The following is a 14,355-nucleotide window of genomic DNA, read 5'->3' as shown; positions in this document are numbered from 1 at the left end:
TTTCAGGTTGCGCGGCATGCCGCGTGGCCCACTCGAACATGATCAAGCTGATCGTCGGGCTCGGCAATCCGGGCGCCGAATACACCGCGACGCGTCACAACGCCGGTTTCTGGCTCGTCGACCAACTGGCGCGCGAAGCCGCCGCGACATTGCGTGACGAGCGACGTTTTCACGGCTTCTATGCGAAAGCGCGTCTGTATGGCGAGGAAGTGCATCTGCTGCAGCCGCAGACGTACATGAACCGCTCGGGTCAATCGGTCGTCGCGCTCGCGCATTTCTTCAAGATCCTGCCGGATCAGATTCTCGTCGCGCATGACGAACTCGACCTGCCGCCCGGCACCGTGAAGCTGAAGCTCGGTGGCGGCAGCGGCGGCCACAATGGCCTGAAGGACATTTCCGCGCATCTGTCGACCCAGCAATACTGGCGCTTGCGCATCGGCATCGGTCATCCACGCGACCTGATTCCAGAAAGCGCACGCGCGGGCGCGAAACCCGACGTCGCGAACTTCGTGCTGAAGCCGCCGCGCAGGGAAGAGCAGGACGTGATCGATGCGTCGATCGAACGCGCGCTCGCGGTGATGCCGACCGTCGTCAAGGGCGAACTCGAACGCGCGATGATGCAGTTGCATCGCAATCCTTGACTGCATACCGCCGCGCCGAACAGAGGAGCAGAACTTGAGCCGTTACTGGAGCGATATCGTTCACCGGTTGACGCCGTACGTGCCGGGCGAGCAGCCCGCGCTCGCGCATCCCGTGAAGCTGAACACCAACGAGAACCCGTATCCACCCTCGCCCGCTGTCGTGGGCGCGATCCGCAACGAGCTTGGCGAGACCGCGGAGTCGCTGCGCCGCTATCCCGATCCGACGGCGCGCGTGTTACGCGAGACTGTCGCCGCGCATCACGGGCTCAAGGTGGATCAGGTGTTTGCGGGCAACGGTTCGGATGAAGTGCTCGCCACGGTGTTTCAGGCGCTTCTGAAGCACGATAAGCCGATTCTCTTTCCGGACGTCACCTACAGCTTCTATCCGACCTACGCGCGTCTCTACGACGTCGCGTACCGGACGATTCCTCTCGACGATGCCTTTCAGATCCGCATCGATGACTACGCGCAACCGAACGGCGGCGTTCTCTTCCCTAATCCCAATGCACCAACGGGTCATGCACTGCCGCTTTCGGATATCGAAGAACTCGTCGCATCGAATCCGAATTCAGTCGTCGTTATCGACGAAGCGTATGTGGACTTCGGCGCGCAATCTGCGATCTCACTGATCGGCAAGTATCCAAATCTTCTCGTCGTGCATACGACGTCGAAGTCGCGCTCGCTTGCGGGGATGCGCGTGGGCTTCGCATTCGGCGATGCCGCGTCGATCGATGCGTTGAACCGCGTGAAGGACAGCTTCAATTCGTATCCGCTAGACCGCCTCGCGCAGGCCGCCGCGACCGCGGCATACAAGGACGACGCGTGGTTCCGCGAGTGCACCGAAAAGGTCATCGCGAGTCGCGAACGGATGACGGCGCAATTGACGGCGCTGGGATTCGAAGTCGTGCCGTCGGCGGCAAATTTCGTGTTCGCGCGTCACGAAGGCTATGACGCCGCAACGCTCGCCGCGCAGCTGAGGGAAAAGGAAATCTTCGTGCGGCATTTCAAGCTGCCGCGCATCGATCAGCATCTGCGCATCTCGATCGGCACCGATGCCGAATGCGACACGCTGCTGGATGCGTTGAAGAATATTCTTGGCGGGTACGTCGGCTAAGGCGCGGCCGACAAAACAACGGCGCGCTATTCAAACGGCGCGCCGCTTTCAGATGAATCAGGCGCTCTTCCCCGCCTGCAACCCGTTGTACTTCTCCATCAACTGATCCTGCGTCTCCAGATGTTCCGGATTGCGCGGAATACATTCGACGGGACACACCTGCACGCATTGCGGCTCATCGAAATGGCCAACGCATTCGGTGCACTTCTTCGGGTCGATCACATAGATTTCCGGGCCCATCGAAATCGCGTCGTTCGGGCACTCGGGCTCGCACACGTCGCAATTGATGCACTCGTCGGTAATCATCAGGGCCATGCTGTTCTCACTTCATGCCGGCACGCGTGCTCTGCATGCCGGCTAACGTTCCGTAATCCGCAATTTTACGCCTGACGGATAGACCACGCTGTGTGTCGGGTTATCGCGGACAACGCACGCGCCAGGCCGTCAGGCGCGCAAGGATCACGGCTTGCCGGCGGCCCGCGCCTCTTCGAGCACGGCGACCTTGTCCTGCAGCCGCTTTTCGACGGACGGAAACACGAACTTGCTCACGTCCCCGCCGAGTTGCGCGATTTCGCGGACGATCGTGCCCGAGATGAACTGATACTGATCGGACGGCGTCATGAACATCGTCTCGACGTCGGGCAGCAGATAGCGGTTCATGCCCGCCATCTGAAACTCGTACTCGAAGTCCGACACGGCGCGGAGCCCGCGCACGATCACGCGCGCATTGTTGACGCGGACGAAATCCTTCAATAGCCCCTTGAAGCTCATCACCTGAACGTTCGGATAGTGGCCTAGCACTTCGTTCGCAATCTCGAGCCGCTCTTCGAGGTTAAAGAATGGCCGCTTGTTGCGGCTATCCGCTACGCCCACCACCAACGTGTCGAAAATGCTCGATGCGCGACGCACGAGGTCTTCGTGACCGCGCGTGAGCGGATCGAACGTACCCGGATACACGGCGACAACCATGGGATTTCTCCTCTCTACAGACTAGAAGGCGTGCCGGAACACGCCCCGCAGGACTCGTCTGACGACGATACCGCGCGCGTAACGGCAAGCCGCCCGGCGCTTGTTATGGAACGCGCATTATTCCTCATTTTCGCGCTGCAGCAAATGATAGTGGACGGCGCCTGCCTTGCCCTGCCGTACCACGGACCAGCCTTCGAGTGCCGCATGTCCGGCGGAATCGAGCGATTCGCCGGATTCGACATACAGGAAGCCATCCGGGCTGATCAGCGGCGCGGCGAGTTCGAGCGCGCGGTCGAGCAGATCGTCGCCGAACGGCGGATCGAGGAATACGACGTCGAACGAGCCGGGCGCGAGGCTCGCGGCGAGACGCAACCCGTCGGCTTCGGCGACTTCGATCGCGCCCGCCGCCAGCTTGGCCTGATTGGCACGCAGTTGCGCCGCCGCGCGCGCGTTGCGCTCGACCATCAGCACGCGCGCCGCACCGCGCGACGCGGCCTCGAAGCCAAGGGCGCCGCTGCCGGCGAAGAGATCGAGACAGCGCTGGCCGTCGAGCCGCTGGCCGAGCCAGTTGAACAGCGTTTCTCGGACGCGGTCGGGTGTCGGCCGCAGGCCGTCGAGATCGATCACGGGCAGCGGCGTACGCTTCCAGTCGCCGCCGATGATGCGGATAGAGTGCGGTTGGCCACGGCCGGAAGGCGCGCTTTTTGCGCCGTTTTTTGCAGCGGGCTTCGCGCGTGAAGGGGGAGTACGGGACATGCGGTTCGTCTGTTGAGCGTGCGCCCGCCGATCGTCGTTGATCTGCGGGCCGGAGCGCCAACGTTACCACACGCGCGCAGCCGCCTTCGCCAAAGTTCACTACGGCGGTGCACACGTGCCGGCGCTCACGACGCCGCCTGACGCGCCTGATAAAATGTGCGGCTTCCAGCGCTTCGCATATTTCGCTGCCATGCGGACGCCGCCGAACTGTCGCGTGGCTCGCCGCCGTTCGTCGCCACGCGTCGCCGGGCCAAAGCAGGAATCCGGCGCAATCTCACTCCAGTCCAGACCATGTTCAGCTTTTTCAAACGATTCAAGGGTTCCAAGGCGCCCGACGACACGCCTGAAGCGCCGCAGGCCGATTCCGCCGACGTCGGCATGCAGGACGTGGCCGAGCCGAAAGCACCCGCCGCCGCGCGTTCGCAAGCCGTCCCTGACTCGGCCGATGCGCCTGAATTCGATCCCAATTACGTCCCCGACGCCGCCGACTTCGAAGATGCGGACGACGAAGCCGCTGAAATCATCCCGCCGCCAGTGCCCGAAGCAGCCGAAAAGCGCTCGTGGCTCACGCGCCTTCGCAGCGGCCTGTCGAAAACCAGTTCGAGCATCACAGGCATCTTCGTCGGCGCGAAGATCGACGAAGACCTGTATGAAGAACTGGAAACGGCGCTGCTGATGTCCGACGCGGGCGTCGACGCGACCGAGTTTCTGCTCGAAGCACTACGCGAGAAAGTGCGCGCCGAGCGCCTCACCGATCCGCAGCAGGTCAAGGGCGCGCTGCGCACGCTGCTGGTCGAGCTGCTGAAGCCGCTGGAAAAGTCGCTGACGCTCGGCCATTACCAGCCGACCGTGATGATGATCGCAGGCGTCAACGGCGCAGGCAAAACCACCAGCATCGGCAAGCTTGCGAAGCATATGCAGCACTTCAATCAGTCTGTGCTGCTCGCTGCGGGCGACACGTTCCGCGCCGCCGCGCGCGAACAGCTCGCGATCTGGGGCCAGCGCAACAACGTGACCGTCGTGCAGCAGGAAAGCGGCGACCCCGCCGCGGTGATTTTCGATGCCGTCGGTGCCGCGCGCGCCCGCAAGATCAACGTGGTGATGGCGGACACGGCCGGCCGTCTGCCGACGCAGCTTCATCTGATGGAAGAACTGCGCAAGGTGAAGCGCGTGGTCGGCAAGGCGATGGACGGCGCGCCGCATGAGGTGCTGCTCGTCATCGACGCCAACACCGGTCAGAACGCGCTCGCGCAAGTGAAGGCTTTCGACGATGCGCTCGGCCTGACTGGCCTGATCGTGACGAAGCTCGATGGCACGGCGAAGGGCGGCATTCTCGCGGCGATCGCGCGGCAACGCCCCGTGCCTGTGTACTTTATCGGAGTCGGCGAGAAGGTCGAAGACTTGCAGCCGTTCAGCGCCGAAGAGTTTTCGGATGCGTTGCTGGGTTGATGTTGTGATCTTCTGAAGCTGACAGCGGTTGAAAGACAAGGGGCGTCATGCATTCGCATGACGCCCTTTTTTCATTGCTTCAGAGCTTCACTCGGCATCGGGCTGCACGCCGGGTTCCGCGCGCGCGAACGCATCAAGCGTGTTCGCGTGCTCGCAGATACGCCGGATAGTCGGATACGGATTCATATCGACATTGAAGCGGTTCGCGTTGAACACCTGCGGCACGAGGCAGATATCGGCGATGGTGGGCGTATCGCCGAAGCACAGCTTGCCCGCGCGGCCGTCCGCAACAAGATATTCTTCGAGCGCGGCAAAGCCCGAGCTGATCCAGTGGCGATACCACGCGTCCTTCACCTCGTCGTTCACGCCCACGGTGCGCTTCAGATACTTCAGCACGCGCAGATTGTTCAACGGATGAATCTCGCACGCGAGTTGCTGAACGATCGAGCGGACATACGCGCGATCGACGGGCTTCGACGGCAGCAGCGGCGGCTCGGGATGCGTCTCGTCGAGATACTCGATGATCGCGAGCGACTGCGTGATCACATTGTCGCCGTCCACCAGCGTGGGAACGACGGCATCGTGATTGAGCTTGCGGTACTCGGGCTTGAACTGCTCGCCGCCGCCGCGCAACAGATGCACGGGCAGGTACTCGTAAGGCAGGTTCTTCAGGTTCAGCGCGATACGCACGCGATACGATGCCGAACTGCGAAAGTAGCTGTACAGCTTCATTGTGTTGTTCTCCCCCTGAATGGCGTTGGCGACGTCAGACCACGCGCACGCTGAACTCGCCCAGCCCGTCCACGCCGCCCTTCATCAGATCACCCTTCACGATTGCGCCGACGCCTTCCGGCGTGCCCGTGAAAATCAGGTCGCCCGGTTGCAGTTCGAAGAGCGTCGACAGATACGCGATCGTTTCGGGGATGGACCAGATCAGTTGCGACACGTCCGAACGCTGCTTTTCCTCGCCGTTGACGGTCAGCCAGATCGCACCCTTGCCGACGTGACCGACTTTCGAAACAGGATGGATCGGGCCGAGCGGCGCCGAATGGTCGAAGCCCTTTGCGGTGTCCCACGGACGGCCCAGCTTCTTCGCTTCCGCCTGCAGGTCGCGGCGCGTCATGTCGAGACCGAGCGCGTAGCCGTAGACGTGATCGAGCGCGCTGTCTGCCGAGATGTTCTTGCCTGCCTTGCCGATTGCCGCGACGAGTTCCATCTCGAAGTGCACATTCTTCGACTGCGCGGGATACGGAAATTCGCCCGTTGCGCCCGGCGCGACATACAGCACCGCGTCGGCGGGCTTGGCGAAGAAGAACGGCGGTTCGCGATCGGGATCATGGCCCATTTCACGCGCGTGCGCCTCGTAATTGCGGCCGACGCAGTAAATGCGGCGCACCGCGAATTGATCGTCCGATCCGACGACTGGCACTGCCGTCACCGGCGCTGGCGCAAACACGTAACCCATTCCGTTCTCCGTCTTTTGTTGAGCCGCTCCGACGCGGCGAAGCATTGAGTGTAACGCGGCGCCGATTCGCGCGTAGCCTGGCCGAACGGCCAGGTGGCGCGCGCTGAAGCCGTCCCGTAAGGTTCATGGCGGGCCATGAATTTGCTCGCATTCTGCAGGCGCACCCGGCGTGCGATACTCGAAAGGAAACGTAGCGCGCCGTATCAGCGCTCGCGGCGCGTGCGAAGCGTCGTTGCCCGCCGTCCCCCACATACCGATTTGCCCGATGACCGATCTCACCGACACCACTCCATTTCCCTGCGCCCGATTCATCAAGGAAATCGGCCGCGGCCCCAACGGCGCGCGCGCGCTCACGCCGGAGGACATGCACGCGCTCTATAGCGCGATGCTCGACGGCCGCGTATCCGACCTGGAGCTGGGCGCGATCCTGCTCGCGTACCGCGTGAAAGGGGAATCCGCCGACGAGCTGGCCGCGATGCTCGCCGCCGCCCACGCTTCGTTCGCGCCCGTCAACGTGAAGCACGGTGAGTATCAGGCCGTGTCGATTCCGAGTTACAACGGCGCACGCAAGCAGCCGAACCTCGTGCCGCTGCTGGCGCTACTGCTCGCGCGCGAAGGCGTGCCCGTGCTGGTGCACGGCGTCACGGAAGATCCCGGCCGCGTGACGAGCGCCGAAATCTTCGCGCATCTGAACCTCGCGCCCGCGCAGACGCACGCGGATATCGAAACGAGCCTCGCAAACCAGCGGATCGCGTTCGCGCCCATTAGCACGCTCGCGCCGAAGCTGGCGCGGCTGCTGGCACTGCGTCGGCGGATGGGCGTGCGCAATTCGACGCACACGCTCGTGAAGATTCTCCAGCCTTTCGCGCCGGCGGGCCTGCGGCTCGTGAACTACACGCATCCGCCTTATCGCGAGAGCCTGACACAGTTGTTCGTCTCGCATCCCGACATGGCTGTCGGCGGCGCGCTGCTTGCGCGCGGCACCGAAGGCGAAGCCGTCGCCGATACACGCCGCCAGGTGCAGATCGACTGGCTGCATGACGGCATCTGCGAGACACGCGTCTCGGCCGAACGCTCGTCGCCGGATGCGCCCGAGGTCGACTTGCCCGAAGGCCGCGACGCGCCGACCACGGCTGCGTGGATCGCCGCCGTGCTGGACGGCGAAGCGCCCGTGCCGGCCGCCATCACGCGGCAGGTCGAACTGATCGTCGAAATCGCGCGGAAGGCCGCCTGACAAGGGCCGACGGCCTTCCCGCTCGCCTCGGCGAACGCTCTCGGGAAGGTATCGCGGCGAATGGCGGGTTGACAGCCCCCAGCCGCCTCGCTTATCTTGTAAAAATGCGTTCCATTCCGAACACCCTCCGAATTACCCTCGGCCGCCTAGCGCGGCCCCTATCGCTACGTCTAGCGTAAGCAAGGCGTAGCGCCGCACGCAGTCGCCACAGCGGCTCGCGGCGGTCCTCAAAAGCAGTTCCTGTTTCACCCCAATCCGTAGTTCCTTCAAAACCTGTAGTCGTCCGTATTCGTCCGTTTATCGCTCGGACGAATCGCGAGGGTCAAATGCACGTTGCATGGGCTTCTGTTCCGATCGTTGCCTTCGTCGTCGTTCAGACGACGCTGTTTGTTCGCGCCCGTTCGTTGCTCCCGCTAGCGCCCGGCTTGCGGGACGTGCATCTGTGGCAGCCCGCCAGCCGCTCGACGCCACCTCACCCAGCACACGACTAGACGAATCGAACGAGGCCTCAACATGTTGCGCAACCCTGCCGAGAAGTACCGCCCCTTCCCCACCGTCCGTTTGACCGGCCGCAAGTGGCCCACCCGCACGATCGACCGCGCGCCGATCTGGATGAGCACCGACTTGCGTGACGGCAACCAGTCGCTGATCGAGCCGATGAGCATCGCGCAGAAGACAGAGTTCTTCGAGATGCTCGTCGCGATCGGCTTCAAGGAGATCGAAGTCGGTTTTCCGTCGGCGTCGCAAACCGACTTCGATTTCGTCCGCAAGCTGATCGACGAAAAGCGGATTCCTGACGACGTGACGATCGAAGTGCTCGTGCAGTCGCGCGCCGACCTGATTGCGCGCACGTTCGAGGCGCTCGAAGGCGTGCCGCGCGCGATCGTCCATCTGTACAACGCGATCGCGCCGTCGTTCCGCAAGATCGTGTTCGGGCTGTCGCAGGAAGAGGTGAAGGCGCTGGCAGTGGAAGGCACGCGGATCATCCGCGAACATGCCGATGCCCGTCCGCAGACGCACTGGACCTACCAGTATTCGCCCGAAACCTTCAGCATGACCGAGTTGCCGTTCGCGCGCGAGGTCTGCGACGCCGTCGCGCAGACGTGGCGCCCGACGCGCGATCACAAGATGATCGTCAATCTGCCCGCCACCGTCGAAGCCGCGACGCCGAACGTGTACGCCGATCAGATCGAATGGATGGACCGCAATCTCGGCTATCGCGACAGCATCGTGTTGTCGGTGCATCCGCATAACGACCGCGGCACGGCCGTCGCCGCAGCCGAACTCGCGTTGATGGCGGGCGCGGACCGCATCGAAGGGTGTCTGTTCGGCAATGGCGAGCGCACGGGCAACGTCGATATCGTGACGCTCGCGATGAACCTCTACACGCAAGGCATCGACCCCGGCCTCGATTTCTCGGACATCGACGCCGTGCGCCGCGTAGTCGAGCGCTGTAACCAGATTCCCGTGCATCCGCGTCATCCATATGCAGGTGACCTCGTCTACACGGCGTTTTCCGGCTCGCATCAGGACGCGATCCGCAAGGGCTTCGCGCAGCAACAGCCCGACGCCGTCTGGGAAGTGCCGTATCTGCCCATCGATCCCGCCGACGTCGGCCGCAGCTACGACGCCGTGATCCGCGTGAACAGCCAGTCGGGCAAGGGCGGCGCGACGTATCTGGTCGAGCGCGGCATGGGCTTCGTATTGCCGCGGCGCGTGCAGATCGAATTCAGCCACGCGGTGCAGACGGTGGCGGATCAGTCAGGCGAGGAAGTGACGGGCGACGCGATCTGCACGCTCTTTGCCCGCGAATACTTCGAGGCGGACGGTCCGGCGCAGCGCGTGAACGGATCGACGGTGCGCTGGAACAAGCGCGAGATTGCCGTCCCCGCGACGGCGGCGGCGAGCGTCGACGGTCATGAGGCGTATGCGAAGGCGGTCGCGCAGGAAATGGCGGCAGCTTCGAAGCAAACCATCGAAATTACATCGTTCGAGACGGCGCGCACCACGGACGGCCGCACGGTCGTGTTCGTCGCCAGCCGCGTCGGCGAGCAGCCGATGCGTCACGGCATCGGCGTAGCGGAGGACGAAATGACGGCCGTCGTCGATGCCGTCGTCAGTGGCGTCAATCGTGCGGGTTGGGCGGCTGTCGACCGGCGCGTCGCGGCGTAACGGCAAACCGAGGCAAAGCGAAAACGAACAGGCAAGACGGCAGCAGCGCAAACGCCGGCGATTCAACCGTCGCCAGCGCGCACGGACCGCTCACAAAGCGGCTTCCGTCAGGAAAAGAGTGATGGTGCGATCCGCGTCACTCGATTGCGCAACGCGTCGCCTGCCACGCGATCAGCTGCCACTTGCCGTCTTCCTGCGCCTGAATCGCCATGTAGGCGATCGGAAAGAGCAGCGCGCCGCTATTCGCTTCCATCTCGATCAGCGCGCGCCCCGTGACGACGCAGGTCTCGCGTCCGACAGGCAACACGTCCTGCGACTGCACCTCGATCTGGCGGTAGCGGCGGCGCCCGGCCGTAATGGCGTCGATGAACTGCTGCTTCGACTCGCGCTTGCCGTTCGTGTGGACGTAAATGACGTTATCCGACAGCAGCGCGTCGAGCTGCGGTCCGTTTCCTTCCACCATCGCGCGAAATCGATCGCGCTCGAGCCCGCGAATCGCTTCGATCACTTTTGCCGGCATCGCGTTCGCCCCTATCGACAACGGCGCCGACAGCGGCAGCGGTCGTCAGAAGTTGTACTGCACGTAAATCTGCTGGAAATTTATACCAGGATTCGGCTCTTTGATACTTGCATTGGAGATGTGCTGAAAGCGGTAGCCAAATTGGTACTGCTGACGCGAGCCGAATTGCGCGCCGACGCCCACCATGTCGGCGAACTGGAACGCGGAACTGAGCGTGTAACTCGACGCGATGCTCGGATGGGTCAAAACCCGTACACCAATGCCCGCCTCGATGAACGGGCGGATCGCGCCCGAGCCCTTGATGAACCGCACGACCGGCGTCACGCCGAATTCACCGATATTGTCGTGATCGTTGCCTTCGTCCGTATGCCACCACGCGGCGTGCGCCTCGCCGATCAGCGCGAAATGCCAGTCGCCGATTTCCCACCAGGTCAGATTCGGGTCCCAGACGAAGCCAAGATCGAGCTTGTGAACGTGGTGATCGGCGAGACCGCCCGCGATCTGAACGCCGAACTGGTCCGCAGAAGCCAGACTCGATACGCCGACAAGCGCTGCGGCGACGACGCATTTGAGTGCCAGATTAGACATGGGGTTGTTCTTTTTTTCCATCGAGCGTCCACCGATTGCAACGTCGTTTAGCAAGGGACATCGTGCAGCGACATTTTAGAGACAGAAGCGCAAATCACTGCTTCTGTTTCCGAAAAAATCTTACCGACGATTGCAGAATTTTGCTGCAGCCGACGAATGCTAAGCGTTCGGTGCCAAACCCGCAGATGAGGTACGATGCTATTGAATGTGCATTTTCGATAGGAAAGAGGGAACTTGCATGCCCCTATGGCTTCTAAGTATTAGCACTCGGGAAATGAGAGTGCTAACATCCATCGTGGTCCGCTTTTGCGGACATTTGTCTGAATAAAGGAGTTTGCTACGTGAGCAACACATTGACCCTTCCGAGTACTCTGAGCCCGTCATCGGCTAAGGCCGCTCCGGCAGGTGCACTGGCGCTCTCGCACGCTTCTCTGCTGCCCGGCCAGCTGGGCAATATCGACGCCTACATCCAGGCCGTGAACCGGATTCCGATGCTGACGCCGGCAGAAGAGCGCCAGTACGCCACCGAGTACAGCGAGCAGAACAACCTCGGCTCGGCGCGCAAGCTCGTCCTGTCGCATCTGCGACTGGTCGTGTCGATCGCGCGTAATTACCTTGGCTATGGTCTGCCGCACGCCGATCTGATCCAGGAAGGCAACATTGGCCTGATGAAGGCCGTGAAGCGCTTCGACCCGACGCAGAACGTGCGCCTCGTGTCCTATGCAATGCATTGGATCAAGGCCGAAATCCACGAGTACATCCTGCGCAACTGGCGCATGGTGAAAGTGGCGACGACCAAGGCGCAACGCAAGCTGTTCTTCAACCTGCGCAGCCACAAGCAAGGGTTGCAGTCGTTCACGCCAGACGAGATCGAGGGCCTGGCGAAAGAGCTGAACGTGAAGCGCGAGGAAGTGTCCGAGATGGAAACGCGGCTGTCGGGCGGCGATATCGCGCTCGAAGGCCAGGTCGAGGACGGCGAAGAAGCATTCGCCCCGATCGCCTATCTGGCCGATTCGCACAGCGAGCCGACAGCCGTGCTGGCCGCGCGTCAGCGTGACCGTCTGCATAGCGACGGCATCGCGAGCGCGCTGGAGTCGCTCGATCCACGCAGCCGCCGCATCATCGAAGCACGCTGGCTGCATGTGGAAGACGACGGTTCGGGCGGTTCGACGCTGCACGAACTGGCCGACGAGTTCGGCGTATCGGCTGAGCGGATTCGCCAGATCGAAGCAAGCGCGATGAAGAAAATGCGCACCGCGCTGGCCGAGTTCGCGTAACCACAGAGAAGCAGCGGGCGCGCGCCAGTCACCGGCCGCATCCGTTTCGAAACAAAGCCCCGCACTTCGCAAGAAGGCGGGGTTTTTTCTTGCGTGTCGTCAAATATTGCGCAGATACGCGTCAATGTCGAGACATTGCCTTGACCTCGCGCAGATCGTGACTTATTAGTGATAGCGACGGGCCATCTCGCGACACGATGACGCGGGCTCGTCCGCCATCCCATTCCTACAATGGTTGTGCACGCGCCAGTGCCGCGAGTGATGCGCACTGTGTCTTGCCGGGTCAACCGGCGCGATGTCGTTGCCCATAAAACATGGCCATAACGCTCAATCACAGGAATGCCACCCGCCGCACGCTCTCCGGCCGCATCGTCGCGTGGGCTCGCGGTCCGACCTTCGCCCGCGACATCCTGATCGTGCTCGCGATCAAATTCGCGCTTCTGTTCGCGCTCAAGTTCGCGTTCTTCAATCACCCGCAGGCGCAGAACATGTCGTTGCCGCCTGCGCAGGTCGCTCAGGCGCTGCTGTCGGTGCCCGCATCCGTCCCATCGCCGCCCTCGACTCAAGGTGTCAACCATGCCCGCTAGCGACGTCGTCGATCTCTCTCGCCTGCAATTCGCCGTCACGGCGCTGTATCACTTCCTGTTCGTGCCGCTGACGCTCGGCCTGTCGTGGTTGCTCGTCATCATGGAAAGCGTCTACGTGATGACCGGCAAGCCGATCTACAAGGACATGACGCAGTTCTGGGGCAAACTGTTCGGCATCAACTTCGCGATGGGCGTCACCACGGGTCTCACGCTGGAGTTCCAGTTCGGCACCAACTGGTCGTACTACTCGCACTACGTCGGCGATATTTTCGGCGTGCCGCTCGCAGTCGAAGGGCTGATGGCGTTCTTTCTCGAATCGACGTTTGTCGGGCTGTTTTTCTTCGGCTGGAACCGGCTGTCGCGCATCCAGCATCTGATGGTCACGTTCCTCGTCGCGCTCGGCTCGAACCTGTCCGCGCTGTGGATCCTGATCGCGAACGGCTGGATGAACAACCCGGTCGGCGCTGAGTTCAACTACGAAACCATGCGCATGGAGCTGTCGAGCCTGTTCGCGGTGATCTTCAATCCCGTTGCGCAGGTGAAGTTCGTGCATACGGTGTCGGCGGGTTACGTGACGGCGTCGATGTTCGTGCTCGGGCTATCGTCGTGGTATCTGCTCAAGCGCCGCGACATCGACTTCGCGCTGCGCTCGTTCGCCGTCGCGGCCGGCTTCGGGCTGGCGTCCACCTTGTGCGTGATCGTGCTCGGCGACGAATCGGGCTACACCACGGGCGAAGTGCAGCGCATGAAGCTCGCCGCGATCGAATCCGAATGGGAGACCGCGCCGCCGCCCGCGCCGTTCACGATTATCGGCATTCCGAACCAGCAGGCGGAGCGCACCGACTACGCGTTGCGCGTGCCCTACGCGCTTGGCATCATCGCGACGCGTTCGCTCGACGAGCCTGTCATTGGTCTGAAAGAACTGATGGCGCGCAACGAGGCGCGCATCCGCAACGGCATGCTTGCGTATGGCGCGCTGCAAAAGATCAAGCAAGGCGACGCGAGCGACGCCACGCATGCTGCCTTCGACCAGCACAAGCAGGACCTCGGCTACGGCCTGTTGCTCAAGCAGTTCACGCCGAACGTCACCGACGCCTCCGCCGAGCAGATCAAACAGGCCGCGAAGAAAACCGTGCCGCCCGTTCTGCCCGTGTTCTGGTCGTTCCGGCTGATGGTCGGCCTGGGCATCCTGTTCCTCGCGACCTTCGTGCTCGCGTTCTTCTTCTGCGCGCAACGCTCGCTGCTGCGCGACAACCGCCGCTGGTTCCTGCGCTGGGCCGTGTGGGCGATTCCGCTGCCGTGGCTCGCGGCGGAGTTCGGCTGGATCGTCGCGGAAGTCGGGCGCCAGCCGTGGACCATCGCCGGCATTCTGCCGACTTCGCTATCGGCGTCGAGCCTGACAGCGGGCGATCTGTATCTGAGCCTCGCGGGCTTCGTCGTGTTCTACACCGCGCTTTTCATCATCGAGATCACGCTGATGTTCAAGTACGCGCGGTTGGGTCCTTCGTCGCTGCATACAGGGCGCTACCACCACGAGCAGACCGCGAAGCCGGCGGTTGGCGCGAACACGGCTGCATGAGCGG

The 14,355-nt window shown here is 62.8% G+C and carries 15 protein-coding genes; 8 read left to right on the top strand and 7 right to left on the bottom strand.

Annotation, left to right across the window (positions count from 1 at the left end):
* Window positions 1-38 precede the first annotated feature (38 nt).
* Together pth and hisC are read left to right on the top strand one after the other, a co-directional pair.
* Window positions 39-641, top strand: a complete 603-nt coding sequence (gene pth, locus H1204_RS01625) for an aminoacyl-tRNA hydrolase (RefSeq protein ID WP_180730835.1) — start codon at window positions 39-41, stop codon at window positions 639-641.
* 34 nt (window positions 642-675) lie between these two features.
* Window positions 676-1,755: a histidinol-phosphate transaminase gene (hisC, locus tag H1204_RS01620; RefSeq protein ID WP_180729541.1), complete on the top strand. Its 1,080-nt coding sequence runs from the start codon at window positions 676-678 to the stop codon at window positions 1,753-1,755.
* A 57-nt stretch (window positions 1,756-1,812) separates the two neighbouring features.
* Here hisC and H1204_RS01615 read toward each other — a convergent pair whose 3' ends face one another.
* From H1204_RS01615 to rsmD, 3 genes are all read right to left on the bottom strand, one after another.
* The gene (locus H1204_RS01615) at window positions 1,813-2,070 is read right to left on the bottom strand and encodes a YfhL family 4Fe-4S dicluster ferredoxin (RefSeq protein WP_079498069.1); all 258 of its coding nucleotides are present in this window, start codon (window positions 2,068-2,070) and stop codon (window positions 1,813-1,815) included.
* A 144-nt stretch (window positions 2,071-2,214) separates the two neighbouring features.
* Complete coding sequence (gene coaD, locus H1204_RS01610; RefSeq protein ID WP_180729540.1) at window positions 2,215-2,724, bottom strand: pantetheine-phosphate adenylyltransferase; 510 nt, start codon at window positions 2,722-2,724, stop codon at window positions 2,215-2,217.
* Between the two features lie 117 nt (window positions 2,725-2,841).
* A complete protein-coding gene (gene rsmD, locus H1204_RS01605; RefSeq protein WP_180729539.1) occupies window positions 2,842-3,480 on the bottom strand; it encodes a 16S rRNA (guanine(966)-N(2))-methyltransferase RsmD in 639 nt (212 codons plus the stop codon).
* A 291-nt stretch (window positions 3,481-3,771) separates the two neighbouring features.
* On the opposite strand from rsmD, the gene ftsY reads away from it, so the two are divergent.
* Window positions 3,772-4,929 carry a signal recognition particle-docking protein FtsY gene (gene ftsY / locus H1204_RS01600; RefSeq protein WP_180729538.1) on the top strand — a complete coding sequence of 386 codons (1,158 nt, stop codon included), beginning with the start codon at window positions 3,772-3,774 and terminating at the stop codon, window positions 4,927-4,929.
* 87 nt (window positions 4,930-5,016) lie between these two features.
* Here the strand turns inward: ftsY and maiA are convergent, their stop codons facing one another.
* Entirely contained in the window at window positions 5,017-5,661 is a 645-nt protein-coding gene (maiA, locus tag H1204_RS01595) for a maleylacetoacetate isomerase (protein WP_180729537.1), read from the bottom strand.
* A 34-nt stretch (window positions 5,662-5,695) separates the two neighbouring features.
* Window positions 5,696-6,394, bottom strand: coding sequence for a fumarylacetoacetate hydrolase family protein (locus tag H1204_RS01590; RefSeq protein WP_180729536.1), 699 nt, complete (start codon window positions 6,392-6,394; stop codon window positions 5,696-5,698).
* Between the two features lie 265 nt (window positions 6,395-6,659).
* On the opposite strand from H1204_RS01590, the gene ybiB reads away from it, so the two are divergent.
* Both ybiB and leuA read left to right on the top strand, forming a co-directional pair.
* Window positions 6,660-7,628 (top strand): DNA-binding protein YbiB, encoded by a 969-nt coding sequence (gene ybiB / locus H1204_RS01585; RefSeq protein ID WP_180729535.1) that lies wholly within the window; start codon window positions 6,660-6,662, stop codon window positions 7,626-7,628.
* A 513-nt stretch (window positions 7,629-8,141) separates the two neighbouring features.
* On the top strand, window positions 8,142-9,800 hold the full coding sequence (gene leuA, locus H1204_RS01580) for a 2-isopropylmalate synthase (RefSeq protein WP_180729534.1): 1,659 nt from the start codon (window positions 8,142-8,144) through the stop codon (window positions 9,798-9,800).
* 136 nt (window positions 9,801-9,936) lie between these two features.
* Here the strand turns inward: leuA and H1204_RS01575 are convergent, their stop codons facing one another.
* Together H1204_RS01575 and H1204_RS01570 are read right to left on the bottom strand one after the other, a co-directional pair.
* Window positions 9,937-10,320 (bottom strand): nuclear transport factor 2 family protein, encoded by a 384-nt coding sequence (locus H1204_RS01575; protein ID WP_180729533.1) that lies wholly within the window; start codon window positions 10,318-10,320, stop codon window positions 9,937-9,939.
* 45 nt (window positions 10,321-10,365) lie between these two features.
* A complete protein-coding gene (locus H1204_RS01570; RefSeq protein ID WP_180729532.1) occupies window positions 10,366-10,929 on the bottom strand; it encodes an acyloxyacyl hydrolase in 564 nt (187 codons plus the stop codon).
* 320 nt (window positions 10,930-11,249) lie between these two features.
* On the opposite strand from H1204_RS01570, the gene rpoH reads away from it, so the two are divergent.
* The 3 genes from rpoH (at window position 11,250) to H1204_RS01555 (ending at window position 14,351) form a co-directional block, all read left to right on the top strand.
* On the top strand, window positions 11,250-12,185 hold the full coding sequence (gene rpoH, locus H1204_RS01565) for an RNA polymerase sigma factor RpoH (protein WP_180729531.1): 936 nt from the start codon (window positions 11,250-11,252) through the stop codon (window positions 12,183-12,185).
* Window positions 12,186-12,499: 314 nt separating this feature from the next.
* Window positions 12,500-12,772, top strand: a complete 273-nt coding sequence (cydP, locus tag H1204_RS01560) for a cytochrome oxidase putative small subunit CydP (RefSeq protein ID WP_180729530.1) — start codon at window positions 12,500-12,502, stop codon at window positions 12,770-12,772.
* Window positions 12,762-14,351, top strand: a complete 1,590-nt coding sequence (locus tag H1204_RS01555) for a cytochrome ubiquinol oxidase subunit I (RefSeq protein ID WP_180729529.1) — start codon at window positions 12,762-12,764, stop codon at window positions 14,349-14,351. Before cydP ends, H1204_RS01555 begins: the two co-directional genes overlap by 11 nt.
* Window positions 14,352-14,355 lie beyond the last annotated feature (4 nt).

Origin of the sequence: Paraburkholderia sp. PGU19, from assembly GCF_013426915.1 — a bacterium.
GTDB lineage: Bacteria > Pseudomonadota > Gammaproteobacteria > Burkholderiales > Burkholderiaceae > Paraburkholderia.
This window is presented reverse-complemented; position numbering and strand designations above follow the sequence as displayed.

Excerpts from the sequence above, each read along its gene's own strand:
- pth (WP_180730835.1), top strand. The coding sequence starts at position 39 with ATGATCAAGCTGATCGTCGGGCTCGGCAATCCGGGCGCCGAATACACC.
- H1204_RS01570 (WP_180729532.1), bottom strand. The coding sequence starts at position 10,929 with ATGGAAAAAAAGAACAACCCCATGTCTAATCTGGCACTCAAATGCGTC.
- H1204_RS01555 (WP_180729529.1), top strand. The coding sequence starts at position 12,762 with ATGCCCGCTAGCGACGTCGTCGATCTCTCTCGCCTGCAATTCGCCGTC.
- coaD (WP_180729540.1), bottom strand. The coding sequence starts at position 2,724 with ATGGTTGTCGCCGTGTATCCGGGTACGTTCGATCCGCTCACGCGCGGT.
- rsmD (WP_180729539.1), bottom strand. The coding sequence starts at position 3,480 with ATGTCCCGTACTCCCCCTTCACGCGCGAAGCCCGCTGCAAAAAACGGC.
- H1204_RS01615 (WP_079498069.1), bottom strand. The coding sequence starts at position 2,070 with ATGGCCCTGATGATTACCGACGAGTGCATCAATTGCGACGTGTGCGAG.
- cydP (WP_180729530.1), top strand. The coding sequence starts at position 12,500 with ATGGCCATAACGCTCAATCACAGGAATGCCACCCGCCGCACGCTCTCC.
- ybiB (WP_180729535.1), top strand. The coding sequence starts at position 6,660 with ATGACCGATCTCACCGACACCACTCCATTTCCCTGCGCCCGATTCATC.
- H1204_RS01590 (WP_180729536.1), bottom strand. The coding sequence starts at position 6,394 with ATGGGTTACGTGTTTGCGCCAGCGCCGGTGACGGCAGTGCCAGTCGTC.
- maiA (WP_180729537.1), bottom strand. The coding sequence starts at position 5,661 with ATGAAGCTGTACAGCTACTTTCGCAGTTCGGCATCGTATCGCGTGCGT.
- ftsY (WP_180729538.1), top strand. The coding sequence starts at position 3,772 with ATGTTCAGCTTTTTCAAACGATTCAAGGGTTCCAAGGCGCCCGACGAC.
- H1204_RS01575 (WP_180729533.1), bottom strand. The coding sequence starts at position 10,320 with ATGCCGGCAAAAGTGATCGAAGCGATTCGCGGGCTCGAGCGCGATCGA.
- leuA (WP_180729534.1), top strand. The coding sequence starts at position 8,142 with ATGTTGCGCAACCCTGCCGAGAAGTACCGCCCCTTCCCCACCGTCCGT.